Consider the following 16657-nt stretch of genomic DNA (forward strand, 5'->3'; position numbering starts at 1 on the left):
GGCGATTCACTTCACAGGGAGCTGATTTCATGCACACACGTCAATTGGGAAAAAACGGTCCGCAGGTTTCGGCCATCGGCCTGGGTTGCATGGGTATGACCGATTTCTATACCACCGGCACGGACACCCGCGAAGCCACCGCCACCCTGCATCGCGCGCTGGAACTGGGCGTCAACCTGCTCGATACCGCTGATATGTACGGCCCGCACAGCAATGAAGAACTGATTGGCAAGGCCATTGCCGGCAAGCGCGACCAGGTGTTCCTGGCCAGCAAGTTCGGTATCGTCCGCGACCCGGCGAACCCCGGCGCCCGGGGCGTCAACGGTCGGCCGGAATACATTCGCCAGTCCATCGACGGCAGCTTGAAACGCCTCGGCGTGGATACCCTTGACCTGTATTACCAGCACCGCATCGACCCGCAGGTGGCCATTGAAGAAACCGTTGGCGCCATGGCCGATCTGGTCAGTGCCGGCAAAGTCCGTTATCTGGGATTGAGCGAGGCCTCGGTGACGACACTGGAACGGGCGCACAAGGTTCATCCGATCAGTGCGTTGCAAAGTGAATATTCGCTGTGGAGCCGCGATCAGGAAGAAAACGGTTGCCTGGCAGCCTGCCAGCGCCTGGGCGTCGCCTTTGTGCCTTATAGCCCGTTGGGCCGGGGGTTTCTGACCGGCGCATTGAAAAGTCCGGATGATTTCGCCGCAGACGATTACCGCCGTTTCAGCCCGCGCTTCCAGGGCGAAAACTTCGCGAAGAACCTGCTGCTGGTGCAGCAAGTGCAGGCCCTGGCGGCGGAAAAAGGCGTGACGGCGGGCCAACTGGCGCTGGCGTGGGTGCTGGCCCAGGGTGATTACCTGATTCCGATTCCCGGCACCAAGCAACGTAAATACCTGGAAGAAAACGTGGCCGCACTGCAGGTGACGCTGAGCGCCGAAGAGCTGCACGCGCTGGAGTCGGTCTTTGCGGCTAATGCCACCGCTGGCCTGCGTTATCCGGAGGAAGTCATGAAGCTGCTCGACCGGTAAGGGTCACCGGCCCGTTCGATGAATCGGGCGGGCCGGGTAACACGGCTTCAGGCCTTGGCCGGGAGACCATTGCACCTGACGATTTTGTAATGTGCCCCTCATCTGCCTGACAGCGTTGATCTACCATCATCGAACGGCGGATCTTTGTAGTACTTCGAAACACTCCTTGAATGCCTGACCGGGAAAAATGGTCAGAATGCGTTTTTTGCCCGTTAGCCGAGACGAATCCCATGCGAAACCCTCTGCGTCTGATCGCCCTGAGCGCCCTGTTCATTTCTTCCCTGGCCCAGGCCGCCGACCTCATTCCGATCGAGGTTCATCGCGACGCCAATTGTGGTTGCTGCAAAAAGTGGATCACCCACCTGGAGGCCAATGGCTTCAAGGTCGAAGACCACGTCGAAGCCAACATGAGTGAGTTCAAGCAACAGCACGGTGTACCGCCGCGCCTGGCGTCGTGCCACACCGCATTGATCAATGGCAAATTCGTCGAAGGTCATGTCCCGGCCGATCAGGTCCTGGCCTTGAGCAAGCGCGACGATCTGCTCGGTGTCGCCGCCCCCGGCATGCCCATGGGGTCGCCCGGCATGGAAATGGATGGCATGAGCGATGCCTATCAGGTCATTGGCCTGAAAAAGGACGGCACTGACGTGGTGGTTGCGGACTACCCCGCCCATTGATGTCCGGCGCATACCTCGGGCTGTTTTTCGCCGCATTCGGCGCCGCCACGCTGCTGCCGTTGCAATCCGAAGCCGTGCTGGTCGCACTGCTGCTCAGCGATCGGTATTGGCTCTGGGCGCTGCTGGCAGTGGCAACGCTGGGCAACGTCCTGGGGTCGCTGCTTAACTGGTGGCTGGGGCGCGGGATCGAGCGGTTCCGCGACCGGCGCTGGTTTCCGGTGAGCCCCCGACATCTGGAAAAAGCCCGGTTTCATTACCAACGCTACGGCCATTGGTCATTACTGCTCAGTTGGCTACCGGTGATCGGCGATCCGCTGACGCTGGTCGCCGGGGTCATGCGCGAGCCACCGGGGCGGTTCCTGCTGATCGTCACCCTGGCCAAAGGCGCCCGTTATGGTGTACTGGCCGTGGCGACATTGGGCTGGATGGGTTGAACCATCAAGGGCGGCGATTGCCTGTGCTTAATGTCGCCCTAATCGAGCCGATCCAGCATCGGCGGATTTTCCATGGAGTTGCCCCATGCCGCGCCCCCTCTCCCGCTGGTTACACGGCCTGTTGCTGACCGCCGCACTGCCCGCCATCGCCCAAGCCGAAGGACCGGCATACGGTCCCGAACTCCAGGGTTTCGACTATCCGTACACCCTCAAGCACTTTGCGTTCGAATCCCAGGGCCAGTCCCTGCAAATGGGTTACATGGACGTCGCCGCCCACGGTAAGGCCAATGGTCGCAGCGTGGTGCTGATGCACGGCAAGAATTTCTGCGGCGCCACCTGGGACAGTTCGATCAAAGCCCTCAGCGACGCCGGCTATCGGGTCATCGCCCCGGATCAGATCGGCTTCTGCACCTCCAGCAAACCGGCGCACTATCAGTACAGCTTCCAGCAACTGGCGACGAACACCCAGCAATTGCTCAAGGCGCTGGGCATCCAGAAAGCCACCCTGCTGGGGCATTCCACCGGCGGCATGCTCGCCACTCGCTATGCCTTGCAATACCCCGAACAAGTTGAGCAACTGGCGCTGGTCAACCCTATCGGCCTGGAGGACTGGAAAGCCCTCGGTGTGCCCTATCGCACGGTTGATCAATGGTACGAACGCGAACTCAAACTCAGCGCCGACGGTATCCGCAACTACGAACGCAGCACGTATTACGGCGGCCGCTGGAAACCTGAATTCGATCGCTGGGTCGAGATGCTCGCCGGCCTGAACAAAGGCCCGGGGCATACGCAAGTCGCGTGGAACTCGGCGCTGATCTACGACATGATCTTCACCCAGCCGGTGTACTACGAATTCCACAACCTGCGGATGCCGACCCTGCTGTTGATCGGAACGTCCGATACCACCGCCATCGGCAGTGACATCGCCCCTCCCGAGGTCAAGGCGAAGATCGGGCACTACGACGTCCTCGGCAAACAGGTGGCCAGGCTGATTCCCCAGTCCACGCTGGTCGAATTCCCTGGCATGGGCCACGCGCCACAGATGGAACAACCGGCACAATTCCACCAGGCCCTGCTCGCCTGGCTGAACAAGAGCAACCCCGTGCGTTGAAGAGGAAAGGCTGATGCCTGTACAGATTGCAGTGCTTGATGATTGGCAGGATGTGGCGCGGGACGTGGTGGACTGGTCGGCGCTGGACAGCGTCGGCCAGGTGAGCTTTCTCCATGACTACCCCACCGATAACCCATCCCTGGCCGAGCGCCTGGCCGGGTTTGAGGTGATTTGCGTAATGCGCGAACGCACCCGCTTCGATGAAGACCTGCTGCGCCGCCTGCCTAAGCTCAAACTGCTGGTGACCGGCGGCATGCGCAACGCCGCGCTTGACCTGAAAGCCGCCGCCGCACTGGGCATTCAGGTCTGCGGCACCGACAGCTACAAACACGCCGCACCGGAACTGACCTGGGCGCTGATCATGGCCGCAACCCGCAACCTGGTGGTCGAAGCCAATGCCTTGCGCGCCGGCCAGTGGCAACAAGGCCTGGGTGGCGACCTGCATGGCAAGACGCTGGCGATCCTCGGTCTGGGCAGCATCGGCCAGCGCGTCGCGCAGTTCGGCCAGGTGTTCGGCATGCGCGTCATTGCCTGGAGTGAAAACCTCACCGCCGAACGTGCGGCGCAAGTCGGTGTGACCTATGTCAGCAAGCAGGAACTGTTCGAACAGGCCGACGTGTTGTCGGTGCACCTGGTGCTCAGCGACCGCAGTCGAGGCCTGGTGGACGCGCAAGCACTGGGCTGGATGAAGCCCACGGCGCTGCTGGTAAACACCGCTCGCGGGCCGATTGTCGATGAAGCGGCCTTGATCAAGGCACTGCAGAAACAGCGGCTGGCTGGTGCCGCTCTGGACGTCTTCGAACACGAGCCCCTGCCCGCCCACCACCCGTTCAGGACGCTGGACAACGTGCTGGCAACACCCCATGTCGGGTACGTGAGCCAACAGAACTACCAGCTGTTTTTCTCGCAAATGATCGAGGACATCCAGGCCTGGTCTGCCGGCTCCCCCATTCGTTTGCTGGGCTGATCGCGCGCCAACGTTCATCGTCGAAACACCGCCCGGATGTTTTGCTCGACGAAAATCCCATGTGGGAGCGGGCTTGCTCGCGAAGAGGCCGTAACATTCAACATCATCATTGACTGGTACACCGCCTTCGCGAGCAAGCCCGCTCCCACAGGGATCTTCAGCGCACACAAAGCTGCGCAAGGCTCAAAACCATGCCTGCGCCCCGATATGAGCTTTCCTTGAAAATACCGCCAGTACGTAATGAATAATTGTTCTTGCTGCGGTGTTCTCATGACATCAACCGTGAACATAAGATTGCCGGGGGCAGACAGCCCCCTTCAATTGTTCAAGCCGTTGGCTGTTTCGACCTTGCGCTGCATCCGGCGGGCGCGACCTGATCTGAAACGCATGAACCTGTGGAGCCAAGCCCATGAGTATTCGTTTTGCTGTTCTGATGACCCCGCTGTTGCTGACCGTTGCGTTGTCCGGCACTCTCGCCCTGGCCAACGGTGGCGGCGGCGGTGACGAGCCTCCCCCCAGACCCCATTGCCCGAAAGGTCAGGTGCTCGATACCCGATCGCAGCGCTGCGTCAGGCAGACCAGCAACCTGGTGCCTGACGAAGACCGCACCAACTATGCCTATCAACTGGCCAAGGACGGGCGTTACGAAGAAGCCCTTGCCCTGCTTGACACACTGAAACAGCCAAATACGGCAAAGGCGTTGAACTATCGCGGCTACGCCACGCGTAAACTGGGACGTACCGACGAAGGCATCGGTTATTACCTGCAATCGGTAAAACTCGACCCGCAATACGCGCAAGTCCGTGAATACCTCGGCGAGGCCTATGTGGTCAAAGGCCGGCTGGACCTTGCACAGGAGCAACTGCAGCAGATCAAAGCCATCTGCGGCAATACCCGGTGCGAGGAGTACCAGGACCTGGCCGAAGCCATCAACGATTCATCGAAAACCTGACAACCCGAGCGGACGGAGGTCGCCATCGCCAGCGATCAGACAATACGAACGGAACTGTACCAGCACCTGGCGCGTTTATGGCGCTACGGCCTGCTGCTGTCCCGACAACGGCATGTCGCCGATGACCTGGTACAGGCCACCTGCGTGCGGGCGCTTGAGCGGGCCGGACAATACGAGCAGGGAACGCGCATGGACCGCTGGCTGCTGAGCATTCTGCATTCGATCTGGCTCAACGAAGTCCGCGCCCAACGGGTGCGTCAAGGTCAGGGCTGGGTGGATGCCGATCAGGCCTTGTCGTTCGATGGAGAATCCGTGGCGCAGACCCACGTGTTGGCGGCACAGGTCATCCGGCGCGTCGATGCATTGCCCGAGGCCCAGCGCGAAACCGTGTTTCTCGCCTACGTCGAAGGGTTGTCCTACCGCGAAGTCGCCGATGTGCTGCAAGTGCCCATCGGCACGGTCATGAGTCGCCTTGCCACCGCTCGTGCGAAATTGGCCGAATACCCACCGTTGCACTCGGTGCCCAACCCTAACCGAGGAGAACATTGATGAGCGCAAGACCCTCGGACGAACAACTGGTGGCGTACCTCGACAACCAACTCGATGCCGAGCAGCGCTCGCGCATCGACGCGGCCATCATCGCCGACCCTATGCTCGGCCTGCGTCTGCAATGGCTGAATCGCAGTAGCCTGCCGTTCAAGGAAGCCTACGATGAACTGGCCCGGCAGGCCCCGGTGGATCGCCTGCAGGCCATGCTCGCAACGCTGCCCTCTCCGGTCCGCCCTGCGCTCAATCGACGCTGGTTCCTTGCCGCGGCGGCCGGACTGTTGGCCGGCGGCGTGTTGGCGGACCGTTTGTTCCTCGGCTGGCAAGCGAGCCAGAAGACACACAACTGGCGCGGCCTGGTGGCCGATTACATGGCGCTCTACGTGCCGGAAACCCTGGACCATTTACCCGCTGATGAAGCCAGCCAACGGGCACAGCTGCGGACCATCGATGCGCGCCTGGGCCTTGACCTCGCACCGGCAAAACTGAGCCTGCCCCGTGCCGAGTTCAAGCGTGCGCAAATCCTCGAGTACGACGGTGCGCCCATCGCCCAGATCACCTACCTCGATCCGGCGCACGGCCCCATGGCGCTGTGCGTCACCCGCTCCAACAGCGGCAGCCGCCATTTCGCCCGGGAACAGCGGCGCGAGCTGAACATCGTGTATTGGGCAGACATGGAACACGCCTGGATGCTGATCGGGCATCAGTCGATGACGGATCTGGAGGAGATGGCCAAGCTGTTGCGCAGTCGGCTGAGCGCTTGATAGTCGTTTTTTTCACCTGGACGCATCAGGCCGAAGGCGGCAACCACAAGCGAAACCTCGCCCCGCCCAGCGGCGAGGCTTCCACTGTCAGCGTGCCACCCTGGACCTCCAGCGCGCGGCGGCTGATCGCCAGACCCAGTCCGAAACCACCCGTGGCGCGGTCGCGGCTGCGGTCGAGGCGGTAGAACGGCTCGAAAATCCGCTCGCGCTCGTCATCCGGAATGCCGATGCCGTCATCGTCGACCCAGATCTCACAGCCGCCGGCGTGCACCTGCACACCGATCTGAATACGCTTCTCGCAATAGCGCAGGGCGTTGCGCAGCAGGTTTTGCAAGGCACGGGCGGTCAGGCGCGGGTCCAGGCTGAAGCGTTCGAGCTGGCCGTGCAGCAGCACGTCGATGACAATTTCCGGGGAGTCCATTTCTTCGTCGACGCTGCCAAGGATGCTGTCGATGAATTCATCCAGCGACACCTCGACCTGCTCCGTCAGCCGCGCCGGGTTTTGCAGGCGACTGTAGGACAGCAGCTCCAACACCAACTCATCGAGCTCCCGGATGTGCGCCACCAGGCTTTGCAAGCGCTCGCGGCTGGCCGCCGGCAAGTCATCGGACAGCGCCAGCGCCAGGCCGAAGTCCAGGCGCGTCAGCGGCGTGCGCAACTCGTGGGACACCGCATTGAGCAAATCCCGCTGCTGGTTGAGCAGGTTCTCGATATCGCCGGCCATGGTGTCGAACACACTGGCCAGGCTGCCGATGTTGGAATTCGGGGAAATTTGCGTGCGTTCGCTCAAGTGGCCCTTGCCAAAGCGTTCGGCCGCGCCCTTGAGGCGTTCCAGGTCACGCCAGTGCGGGCGCAGCCACAGCAACAGGCAGGCGAGCATGGTCGCGCCGATCAGGACGTTGATGCTCCAGTACAACAGGTTGACGTCCAGCGGATCCGGGGGCACGACCATTTGCACCACGGTGCGCTCATTCAGCGGCGCGACCGCCAGCGTGCGCCAGCCCCAGTCGCCCACGCGCACGACGTTCTCGCCACGGCGCAAGCGCTGCTGTTCATCAGGCGTCAGGCTGCTGTCGTCATTGTCACTGAGCACAATGTGCAGTGGATTGAAGTCCTTGTCCATTTCAGCGGCCAGGGCCGGCCACTGTTCGGCCGGGGCCGCGTGAAACTGTTTGACGATCAGCGTTTGCAGCCCACGGGAGTAATCGAGGTTGTAGGTGACAAAGCGTTCGTGGAACACCTTGATCACCAGATCCGGCACCAGGTAGATCGCCGCGCTGAACGAGACGATGGTCACCAGGTACAGACGAAAGAGGATTCTGAACATCGGCTCAACATTCCCACTCGGAACGACTGAACAGGTAGCCTTTGCCCCACACAGTCTTGATCTTGCGCGCCTCGCCGGCGTGGTCGTCGAATTTGCGCCGCAACTTGGAAATCGCCACGTCCACCGAACGGTCGGTGCCGTTGAATTCGATGCCGCGCAGGCGCTGCAGGATCTGGTCGCGGCTCAACACCTCACCGGCATGCCGGGCCAGCACCACCAGCAGGTTGTATTCGCCGCTGGACAGTTCCACCAATTGCCCGCGCCAGGTCACGGTGCGTTCGGACAAATCGATGCACAGGTTACCCATCAGAATGCGGTCATTGGCGGTCTGCGGCTCGCTGAGGCTGCTGCGGCGCAACAAGGTCCGCACCCGGGCCAGCAGCACCCGCGGTTCGCACGGCTTGGTGACGTAGTCGTCGGCGCCCATTTCCAGGCCCAGTACCTGGTCGTGGCTGTCGTCGCGGGCGGTGAGCATCAGGATCGGCAAGGTCGCCGAATCGGCGCGCAGCAGGCGACAGACCTGCAAGCCGTCGAGGCCGGGCAGCATCAGGTCGAGGATCACCAGGTCCGGCGGATTGAGCCGCGCACGTTCGCGCACCTGATCACCGCGACCGATCACGCTGACGGAATAACCGTTGCGCTCCAGGTAGCTGGCAATCAGTTCGGCGAGGGCGGTGTCGTCTTCGACCAGGAGGATGTTGGGCATGGGGTGTTTCCAGAAAGAGCCGTGGCGCCTGTACCGGCCTCTTCGCGGGCAAGCCCGCTCCCACAGGGGACCGCATTTCAATGTGGGAGCGGGCTTGCCCGCGAAGGCGGCCTGACAGACGCAATAAAATTCAAGGACTGAAGGATATACGCCCTCACTCGTCCCTGAGTAAAACCCTTACACAATTTCACACAGCACCAACAAAGCTTCACCGCTAACCTCGCTGGCGCCCAGTAGGATGCCGGGAGTCTTTATTGGGGTATGACATGTCGAAAAATCTGCTTGCCAGGCTCAGCCTGATTGCGCTTGCGATGACACTGGGCGCGTGTGACAAGTCCTCGAACGCCGAGGAACAGGCGCCGCTGGCCACGGTTCGCATCGAAACCATCGAAGCGCAGCCACTGACCATCAGCAGCGAACTGAGCGGACGGATTGCCGCCCCGCGCATCGCTGAAGTGCGTGCCCGGGTCGCCGGCGTGGTCTTGCAACGGACCTTCCGTGAAGGCAGTGACGTGAAACAGGGTGATGTCCTGTTCCGCATCGACCCGGCGCCGTTCAAGGCTGACCTGGACAGTGCCGAAGCGGCGTTGCGCAAGGCCGAAGCCAACGCGTTCCAGGCCAGATTGCAGGAGCAACGCTACGCCCAGTTGATCGACGACAAGGCCATCAGCGGCCAGGACTACGACAACGCCCGGGCCAACGCACGGCAGACCGCCGCCGACGTTGCTGCCAGCAAGGCTGCGGTGGAGCGCGCCCGGTTGAACCTTGGCTACGCCACCGTCACCGCACCGATTTCCGGGCGTATCGGTCGGGCGCTGGTCACCGAAGGCGCGTTGGTCGGGCAAAACGAAACCACTGCGCTGGCGCTGATCCAGCAACTGAACCCGATTCATGCCGACCTGACCCAGTCCACCCGCGAACTCAACGAACTGCGCCGAGCCTTCCGTTCCGGGCAGTTGCAGCAAGTCGGCCAGGACCAGGCCAAGGCCACGCTGATTCAGGATGACGGCAGCCTCTACCCGTTACCTGGCAAAATGCTGTTCAGCGACATCACCGTCGACCCGGGCACCGGCCAGATCATCCTGCGCAGCGAGTTCCCCAACCCCGACCTCGACTTGCTGCCCGGCAGTTTCGTGCGCGTTCGCCTGGAACAAGCGGTCAACCAGCAGGGCATCAGCGTGCCGCAACGTGCCGTCCAGCGCGACAGCGCCGGCGTCGCCCAGGTGCTGCTGCTCGACGCCGAACAGCGCGTCGGGCAGCAACCGGTCGAACTGGGTGCCGTGCAGAACGATCGCTGGATCGTCACCAGCGGCCTGAAGGCAGGCGACCGCATCGTCATCGAAGGCCTGCAACACGCCCGCCCCGGCGAGAAAGTGCAGATCGACGACACCCCTCTTCCACTTGCCCAGGTGACTGGTCAGTAAGCAGGACGCTTTTTTATGCCGCAGTTCTTTATCGACCGCCCGGTGTTCGCCTGGGTGGTTGCGCTGTTCATCCTGCTGGCCGGGGCACTGGCCATTCCGCAACTGCCGGTGGCGCAATACCCCGACGTGGCGCCACCACAGATCGAAATCTACGCCGTGTACCCGGGCGCTTCGGCACAAACCGTGGACGAGAGCGTGGTCAGCCTGATCGAGGAAGAGCTCAATGGCGCCGATCACCTGTTGTATTTCGAATCCCAGAGCAGCCTGGGCAGCGCCACCATCAAGGCTACGTTCCAGCCGGGCACCAACCCGGAACTGGCTCAAGTGGATGTGCAGAACCGCCTCAAGGCCGTGGAGTCACGCCTGCCGCAAGCCGTGAACCAGCAAGGTTTGCAGGTGGAGAAAGTCTCCTCCGGTTTCCTGCTGTTGATCACCCTGACGTCCAGCGACGGCAAACTCGACGACGTGGCGCTCAGCGATTACCTGGCGCGCAACGTGATGAACGAGATCAAGCGTCTGGACGGCGTCGGCAAGGCGCAGCTGTACGGCGCCGAACGGGCGATGCGGATCTGGATCGACCCGCAGAAACTGCTCGCCTTCAACCTGACGCCGGCGGACGTCAACGCCGCCATCGTCGCGCAAAACGCCCAGGTGTCGGCCGGCAGCATCGGCGATCTGCCGACCCGCACCACCCAGGAAATCACCGCGACCATTCTGGTCAAGGGCCAGCTGTCGACCCCCGACGAGTTTGCCGACATCGTCCTCAAGGCCAACCCGGACGGGTCGACCGTGCGCATCAGCGATGTTGCCCGGGTCGAGATCGGTAGCCAGGAATACCAGTTTTCCACGCGCCTGAACGGCAAACCGTCCACCGCCGTCGCCGTGCAGTTGTCGCCTGGCGCCAACGCGCTGAACACCGCGACCCTGGTGCGGGCGAAGATGGACGAACTCAAGCGCTACTTCCCGGCGAACGTCGATTACTCGATTCCGTACGACACTTCACCCTTCGTCAAGGTCTCGATCACCAAAGTGGTCTATACCCTCGGCGAGGCGATGCTGCTGGTGTTCGCGGTGATGTTCCTGTTCCTGCAAAACATCCGCTACACGCTGATTCCGACGCTGGTGGTGCCGGTGGCGTTGATGGGCACTTTTGCGACAATGCTGGCGCTGGGGTTTTCGATCAACGTGCTGACCATGTTCGGCATGGTGCTGGCCATCGGCATTCTGGTGGACGACGCCATCGTAGTGGTGGAGAACGTCGAGCGCATCATGGCCACCGAGGGTCTGTCACCCAGGGAGGCCACGCGCAAGGCCATGCAGCAAATCACCGGGGCCATCGTCGGCATCACCCTGGTGCTGGTCGCGGTGTTCATTCCGATGGCGTTCATGCAGGGTTCGGTCGGGGTGATCTATCAGCAGTTCTCGCTGTCGATGGCCACTTCGATCCTGTTCTCGGCATTCCTCGCCCTGACCTTGACCCCGGCCCTGTGCGCGACATTGCTCAAGCCGATTGCCCAAGGCGAACACCACGAAAAGACCGGGTTCTTCGGCTGGTTCAACCGTCGCTTCGAGCGACTGACCGAGCGCTACCAGGGCTGGGTCGCCCATGCACTGAAACGCAGCGGGCGTTTCCTGCTGATCTACGGCGTGTTGCTGGTGGGGCTGGGCGTGTGCTTCAGTCGCCTGCCCTCGTCGTTCCTGCCGGTAGAAGACCAGGGTTACACCATCACCGACATCCAGTTGCCGCCGGGCGCAAGCAAGAACCGCACGGTACAGGTGGCCGAGCAGGTTGAAGCGCACAACGCCGGCGAACCGGGTATTCGCAACAGCGTGGTGATTCTCGGATTCAGCTTCTCTGGCAGCGGGCAGAATGCGGCGCTGGCATTCAGCACGCTCAAAGACTGGTCCGAGCGAGACAGCGACGACTCGGCCGCCTCGATCGCCGACCGGGCCAACGTCGCCCTCAGCCAGATCAAGGATGCGGTGACGTTCGCCGTACTGCCGCCGCCCGTGGATGGCCTGGGTACGTCCAGCGGATTCGAGTTCCGGCTGCAGGATCGCGGTGGTCTCGGTCATGAGAAGTTGATGGCGGCTCGCACCGAGCTACTCGCAGCGGCCGAAAAAAGCCCGATCCTGATGAATGTGCGCGAAAGCGCCCTGGCCGAGGCACCGCAGGTGCAACTGATCGTCGACCGCAAGCAGGCCAACGCGCTGGGTGTGTCCTTTGCCGATGTCGGCGGTGTGCTGTCCACGGCCGTGGGCTCGGCCTACATCAACGACTTCCCCAATCAGGGGCGGATGCAGCGCGTCGTGGTGCAGGCCGAGGGCGATCAACGCAGTCAGGTGGCAGACCTGCTGAACATTCACGTGCGTAACACCCACGAAAAAATGGTGCCATTGTCGGCCTTTGTACAGGCAACGTGGACGCAGGGCCCGGCGCAATTGACCCGCTACAACGGCTACCCGGCGATCAGCATTTCCGGTGAACCGACGCCGGGCCACAGCACCGGCGAGGCCATGGCCGAGATCGAGCGGCTGGTGGCGCAAGGCCCGGCAGGCCTGGGCCAGGAATGGACCGGGTTGTCGTTGCAGGAACGGCTATCCGGCAGCCAGGCGCCGATCCTGCTGGGGCTGTCGCTGCTGATCGTGTTCCTGTGCCTGGCGGCGTTGTACGAGAGCTGGTCGATCCCGACCTCGGTGCTGCTGGTGGTGCCGCTGGGCGTGCTCGGCGCGGTGCTGGCCGTGACCTTGCGCGGGATGCCCAACGATGTGTTCTTCAAGGTCGGGCTGATCACCATCATCGGTCTGTCGGCAAAGAACGCGATCCTGATCATCGAGTTCGCCAAGAGCCTGTACGACGAAGGCCATGACCTGATCGACGCGACGCTGCAAGCGGCACGCCTGCGGTTGCGGCCGATCGTTATGACCTCGCTGGCGTTCATCCTTGGCGTAGTGCCGTTGGCGATCGCTACCGGCGCCAGTTCGGCGAGCCAGCAAGCCATCGGCACCGGGGTAATTGGCGGGATGATCACGGCGACCCTGGCCGTGGTGTTCGTGCCGGTGTTTTTTGTGGTGGTGATGAAACTGGTGCGCAAGCGCCATAAAAACATTTAACCAACAACACCTACCCAATGTGGGAGCGGGCTTGCTCGCGAAGGCGGATGGTCAGTCGACATGGATGTTGAATGTGATGGCCCCTTCGCGAGCAAGCCCGCTCCCACAGGGGATCCCGGTGATTTCAAGATTGTGCTCACCTGGGCTAAGGTGATTGCACAGCCACGACCCATCGAGTCTCCATGTCCTTCCTCACCCGCACCCACCCTCGCCTGTCCGCCGCCACGACGTTCGGTATCGCAGCTGGCATCCTGGTTCCGGCCGATTCGGTCATCGGCAAAATACTCATCGGCTGGAATGCCGGGGTCTGGACTTACCTGATCCTGATGTCTTGGCTCGTCGTGCGTTCGAAAGCGACTGATGTGAAACGCATTGCCGAAATCGAGGACGAGAACGCCGGGCTGGTGCTGTTCGTGGTGTGCATTGCGGCAATTGCCAGCCTGGCAGCCATCACTCTCGAACTGGCCGGCGGCAAAGACCTGGAAACCACCCGCAAACTGCTGCACTACGGCTTCACCGCGTTGACGGTAATCGGCTCCTGGTTGCTGATCGGGGTGATTTTCAGCGTGCACTACGCACGGCTGTTCTACACGTGGGAAGGCAAGGAGCCGGCACTACGTTTTGCCGAAGGTCTGACGACGCCCAACTACTGGGACTTTTTGTACTTCTCGTTCACCGTCGGCGTGGCGGTGCAGACCTCGGATGTCGGCGTGGCCACTCGTGACTTGCGCAAGATCGTGCTGGCGCAGTCGTTGATCGGTTTTCTGTTCAACACGGCCATTCTCGGGTTCTCGATCAACATCGCCGCCGGGCTGTTCAACTGAAAGCTGCACAAACGTTCTAGTCATCGCCCTCGGTGCGGGCGTTAAATGGAGCGGTCAATCCGCCGTGCAGGTGCAGCATGACTTCTCACAACTGGCTCGACCTGGCCCAGGATGCCGACACCGGCATCGAAACCCTGCGCGCGCATTTCGAAGGTCACGCCTATGACCCGCACTGGCATGACAGCTATCTGGTAGGCGTCACCGAGCAAGGGGTCCAGCAATTCAATTGTCGGCGGACCAGGCACCAAAGCACGCCGGGCAAGGTGTTTTTGCTCGAACCCGGTGACATCCATGACGGTGAAGCGCCGACCGCCGACGGCTTTACCTACCGCATGCTGTACCTCGACCCGCAGTGGCTGCAGCGCGAACTCGGCACCGTGTACGAGCATGCCCCCGACAACAGCCAACTGAGCTTCGCCGCCACCCTGGCCAGCGATGTTCGGCTGGCCCAGGCCACCAGCCTGGCGTTTGAAACCCTGCATTACGGCGAACTGAAGATCGTCCGCCAGTCCGCCCTCGACGGGTTGCTCGAACGCCTGACCAGCCATTTGCATTGGCGCGCCCGCGATGGCCAGGACCCGCGTCTGCCACGAGTGGCACTAAAGGCCCGGGAATACCTGCATGCCAACGCGCAATACGATATCGGCCTCGATCAATTGGCAGCCGCCACAGGCGTCGACCGCTTCCGCCTGACCCGCGCGTTCAAGGCTGCTTACGGCATGGCGCCCCACGCGTATCTGGTGCAATTGCGCCTGGCAACCGCCCGACGCCTGCTGGCCCGTGGCGAACAACCGGCGGCGGTGGCGATGCAACTGGGCTTTGCCGACCAGAGCCATCTGGGGCGCTGGTTCATGCGTGCCTACGGCTTGACGCCGGCGTTGTACCGCAAACGTTGCTCAAATCTTCCAGACAGGCAAGCCCGCGGATTGTGAAGATCGGATTCACTGATCTTCACTGGAGTTCGCCCGCGATGCTGCCCTCGTTCCCGACCATGCTGCCTTTCCTGCTGTTTGCCTTCGTGGCTTCGATCACCCCCGGCCCGACCAACATCCTGGTACTGAGCAACAGCGCCCGTCATGGTCTGGCCGCGGCCGTACCGATCATCTTCGGCGCCTGTGCCAGCGCGGCGACCCTTGTGTTGCTGGTGGGTACGGGTGTCGGCTCATCGATCAGCGCATGGCCCACCGTGCAAAACGTCATGCAATGGGCCGGCGTAGCGTGGCTGAGCTATCTGGCCTGGCAGATCTACAGTGCTCCGGCGACAGCCATTGCCGCCCGGAACAGCGAAGCGCGCCTGGGATGGATGGGTGCCGCCAGCCTGCAACTGGTCAACCCGAAAACCTGGATGATGGCGCTGGCGGTGGTCAGCGTATTCGCCGGGAGTGACGAACATCGCGCTATGCAGGTGGTGTATTTGTCGCTGGTGTTTTTTCTGGTTTCCCTGCCATGTCTCGCGGTCTGGGCGGTGCTCGGTGCCGGATCGAGCCGCTGGTTGCGCTCACCCCGTGCCATGCGACGCTTCAATCGCTGCATGGCGCTGTTGCTGCTGGGTTCGGCATGGTTGAGCGTGCTGGCCTGACGGCCACTTCTCGGTCGTTGTTCGACAATCCATCATCCGGGGCTTGACGGCGAATTGGCTTTTGGTGTCTCCTGAAACCGGTTTCAGGTGGATCTCACGAACCACTCGACCTTATAAATCCAATAAGAAGGTTTCAGACCGTGAACGATTTCTCCGCCGCCCAGCGCAGTCGCGTGACCATGCTCGACGTGGCCGAATACGCCAAGGTCTCCAAGGCCAGCGTTTCGCGGTTCATTGGCGATGATCGTGCCCTGCTCTCCGATGCCATCGCCCAGCGCATCGAACAGGCCATCGCCGAACTCGGCTATCGCCCGAACCAGATGGCCCGGGGCCTGAAACGCGGGCGCACCCGCCTGATCGGCATGCTGGTGGCCGATATCCGCAACCCTTATTCAATTGCCGTGATGCACGGGGTGGAAACCGCTTGCCGTCAGCACGGCTATAGCCTGGTGGTGTGCAACACCGACCGTGACGACGAGCAGGAACGCCAGCACCTGGCCCTGCTGCGCTCGTACAACATCGAAGGCCTGATCGTGAACACCCTCGGTCATCACCCTGACGAATTGCACGAACTGCACCGGGAAATGCCCCTGGTACTGGTGGATCGCAAGGTGCAGCACCTTGAAAGCGATATGGTCGGGCTGAACAACCCGCAGGCCATCGACATGGCCCTTGACCACCTTGAAGAACGCGGTTACTGCGATGTGCTGCTGGTGACTGAGCCGCTGGATGGCACCAGTTCGCGGATTGAGCGGGTCAGCAGCTTCAAGGCGCAAATCGAACAACGACCGGCGCTTCGCGGCACGCACATCGAAACCGGCAGCGAACTGACCGCACAGCTGAAAACCTTCCTCGACACGCCAGGTCCCGGCCCGAAGGCGCTGTTTTGCGCGAACGGGATAGCGGCGCTAGCCATTACCCATGCGTTGCGTGAACTCAAGTGCAACCTGTTCGATGACGTGGGCTTGATCGCCCTCGATGACCTGGATTGGTACCCGTTGGTGGGCAGTGGCATTACCGCCCTCGCGCAGCCGACCGAGGAGATTGGCGCCAGCGCGTTCGAATGCTTGCTCAAGCGTTTGCGTGGAGATGACGGACCGGTGAGGACGCTGGATTTTTCGGCGCGGCTGGTTGTGCGAGGTTCGACCCGTGGGGATTTTCGGTGAATGGTCCGGCGCCTTCGCGAGCAAGCCCGCTCCCACAGTGT

Annotated in this window: 16 protein-coding genes; 14 read left to right on the plus strand and 2 right to left on the minus strand. The window is 62.1% G+C overall.

All coding sequences use genetic code 11. The annotated features are described in order from the left end of the window. Positions 1-29 precede the first annotated feature (29 nt). The 8 genes from ACEN8Q_RS08165 to ACEN8Q_RS08200 all read left to right on the plus strand — a co-directional run bounded on the left by ACEN8Q_RS08165 (position 30) and on the right by ACEN8Q_RS08200 (position 6476). Positions 30-1025, plus strand: coding sequence for an aldo/keto reductase (locus ACEN8Q_RS08165; RefSeq protein ID WP_413425669.1), 996 nt, complete (start codon positions 30-32; stop codon positions 1023-1025). 230 nt (positions 1026-1255) lie between these two features. Continuing rightward, on the plus strand, positions 1256-1702 hold the full coding sequence (locus tag ACEN8Q_RS08170) for a DUF411 domain-containing protein (RefSeq protein ID WP_413425667.1): 447 nt from the start codon (positions 1256-1258) through the stop codon (positions 1700-1702). Next, positions 1702-2136, plus strand: a complete 435-nt coding sequence (locus tag ACEN8Q_RS08175) for a YqaA family protein (RefSeq protein ID WP_413425665.1) — start codon at positions 1702-1704, stop codon at positions 2134-2136. Before ACEN8Q_RS08170 ends, ACEN8Q_RS08175 begins: the two co-directional genes overlap by 1 nt. Before the next feature lie 85 nt (positions 2137-2221). Beyond that, positions 2222-3247, plus strand: a complete 1026-nt coding sequence (locus tag ACEN8Q_RS08180) for an alpha/beta fold hydrolase (protein WP_413704935.1) — start codon at positions 2222-2224, stop codon at positions 3245-3247. 13 nt (positions 3248-3260) lie between these two features. Continuing rightward, positions 3261-4214 carry a D-2-hydroxyacid dehydrogenase family protein gene (locus ACEN8Q_RS08185; protein WP_413425661.1) on the plus strand — a complete coding sequence of 318 codons (954 nt, stop codon included), beginning with the start codon at positions 3261-3263 and terminating at the stop codon, positions 4212-4214. 409 nt (positions 4215-4623) lie between these two features. Next, entirely contained in the window at positions 4624-5166 is a 543-nt protein-coding gene (locus tag ACEN8Q_RS08190) for a tetratricopeptide repeat protein (RefSeq protein WP_413425659.1), read from the plus strand. A gap of 66 nt (positions 5167-5232) precedes the next feature. Next, positions 5233-5715, plus strand: a complete 483-nt coding sequence (locus tag ACEN8Q_RS08195; RefSeq protein WP_413425701.1) for an RNA polymerase sigma factor — start codon at positions 5233-5235, stop codon at positions 5713-5715. Next, the gene (locus tag ACEN8Q_RS08200) at positions 5715-6476 is read left to right on the plus strand and encodes an anti-sigma factor family protein (RefSeq protein WP_413425657.1); all 762 of its coding nucleotides are present in this window, start codon (positions 5715-5717) and stop codon (positions 6474-6476) included. The genes ACEN8Q_RS08195 and ACEN8Q_RS08200 overlap by 1 nt, the downstream gene beginning before the upstream one ends. A 25-nt stretch (positions 6477-6501) precedes the next feature. Here ACEN8Q_RS08200 and ACEN8Q_RS08205 read toward each other — a convergent pair whose 3' ends face one another. Together ACEN8Q_RS08205 and ACEN8Q_RS08210 are read right to left on the minus strand one after the other, a co-directional pair. Next, on the minus strand, positions 6502-7803 hold the full coding sequence (locus tag ACEN8Q_RS08205) for an ATP-binding protein (RefSeq protein ID WP_413425655.1): 1302 nt from the start codon (positions 7801-7803) through the stop codon (positions 6502-6504). A 4-nt stretch (positions 7804-7807) separates the two neighbouring features. Then, on the minus strand, positions 7808-8509 hold the full coding sequence (locus ACEN8Q_RS08210) for a response regulator transcription factor (RefSeq protein WP_223502649.1): 702 nt from the start codon (positions 8507-8509) through the stop codon (positions 7808-7810). A gap of 266 nt (positions 8510-8775) precedes the next feature. On the opposite strand from ACEN8Q_RS08210, the gene ACEN8Q_RS08215 reads away from it, so the two are divergent. The 6 genes from ACEN8Q_RS08215 to ACEN8Q_RS08240 all read left to right on the plus strand — a co-directional run bounded on the left by ACEN8Q_RS08215 (position 8776) and on the right by ACEN8Q_RS08240 (position 16616). After that, on the plus strand, positions 8776-9933 hold the full coding sequence (locus ACEN8Q_RS08215; RefSeq protein WP_413704936.1) for an efflux RND transporter periplasmic adaptor subunit: 1158 nt from the start codon (positions 8776-8778) through the stop codon (positions 9931-9933). Positions 9934-9948: 15 nt separating this feature from the next. Further along, entirely contained in the window at positions 9949-13047 is a 3099-nt protein-coding gene (locus ACEN8Q_RS08220; RefSeq protein WP_413704937.1) for a multidrug efflux RND transporter permease subunit, read from the plus strand. Positions 13048-13229: 182 nt separating this feature from the next. Then, entirely contained in the window at positions 13230-13871 is a 642-nt protein-coding gene (locus ACEN8Q_RS08225) for a DUF1345 domain-containing protein (protein WP_413425647.1), read from the plus strand. Positions 13872-13948: 77 nt separating this feature from the next. Continuing rightward, positions 13949-14803, plus strand: a complete 855-nt coding sequence (locus ACEN8Q_RS08230) for an AraC family ligand binding domain-containing protein (RefSeq protein WP_413425645.1) — start codon at positions 13949-13951, stop codon at positions 14801-14803. 38 nt (positions 14804-14841) lie between these two features. Continuing rightward, positions 14842-15450: a LysE family translocator gene (locus ACEN8Q_RS08235; RefSeq protein WP_413425643.1), complete on the plus strand. Its 609-nt coding sequence runs from the start codon at positions 14842-14844 to the stop codon at positions 15448-15450. 140 nt (positions 15451-15590) lie between these two features. After that, positions 15591-16616 (plus strand): LacI family DNA-binding transcriptional regulator, encoded by a 1026-nt coding sequence (locus ACEN8Q_RS08240; protein WP_413704938.1) that lies wholly within the window; start codon positions 15591-15593, stop codon positions 16614-16616. Positions 16617-16657: the final 41 nt, after the last annotated feature.

It is taken from the genome of Pseudomonas sp. Pseusp16, assembly GCF_047324915.1.
Taxonomy (GTDB): Bacteria; Pseudomonadota; Gammaproteobacteria; order Pseudomonadales; family Pseudomonadaceae; genus Aquipseudomonas; species Aquipseudomonas fluorescens_CD.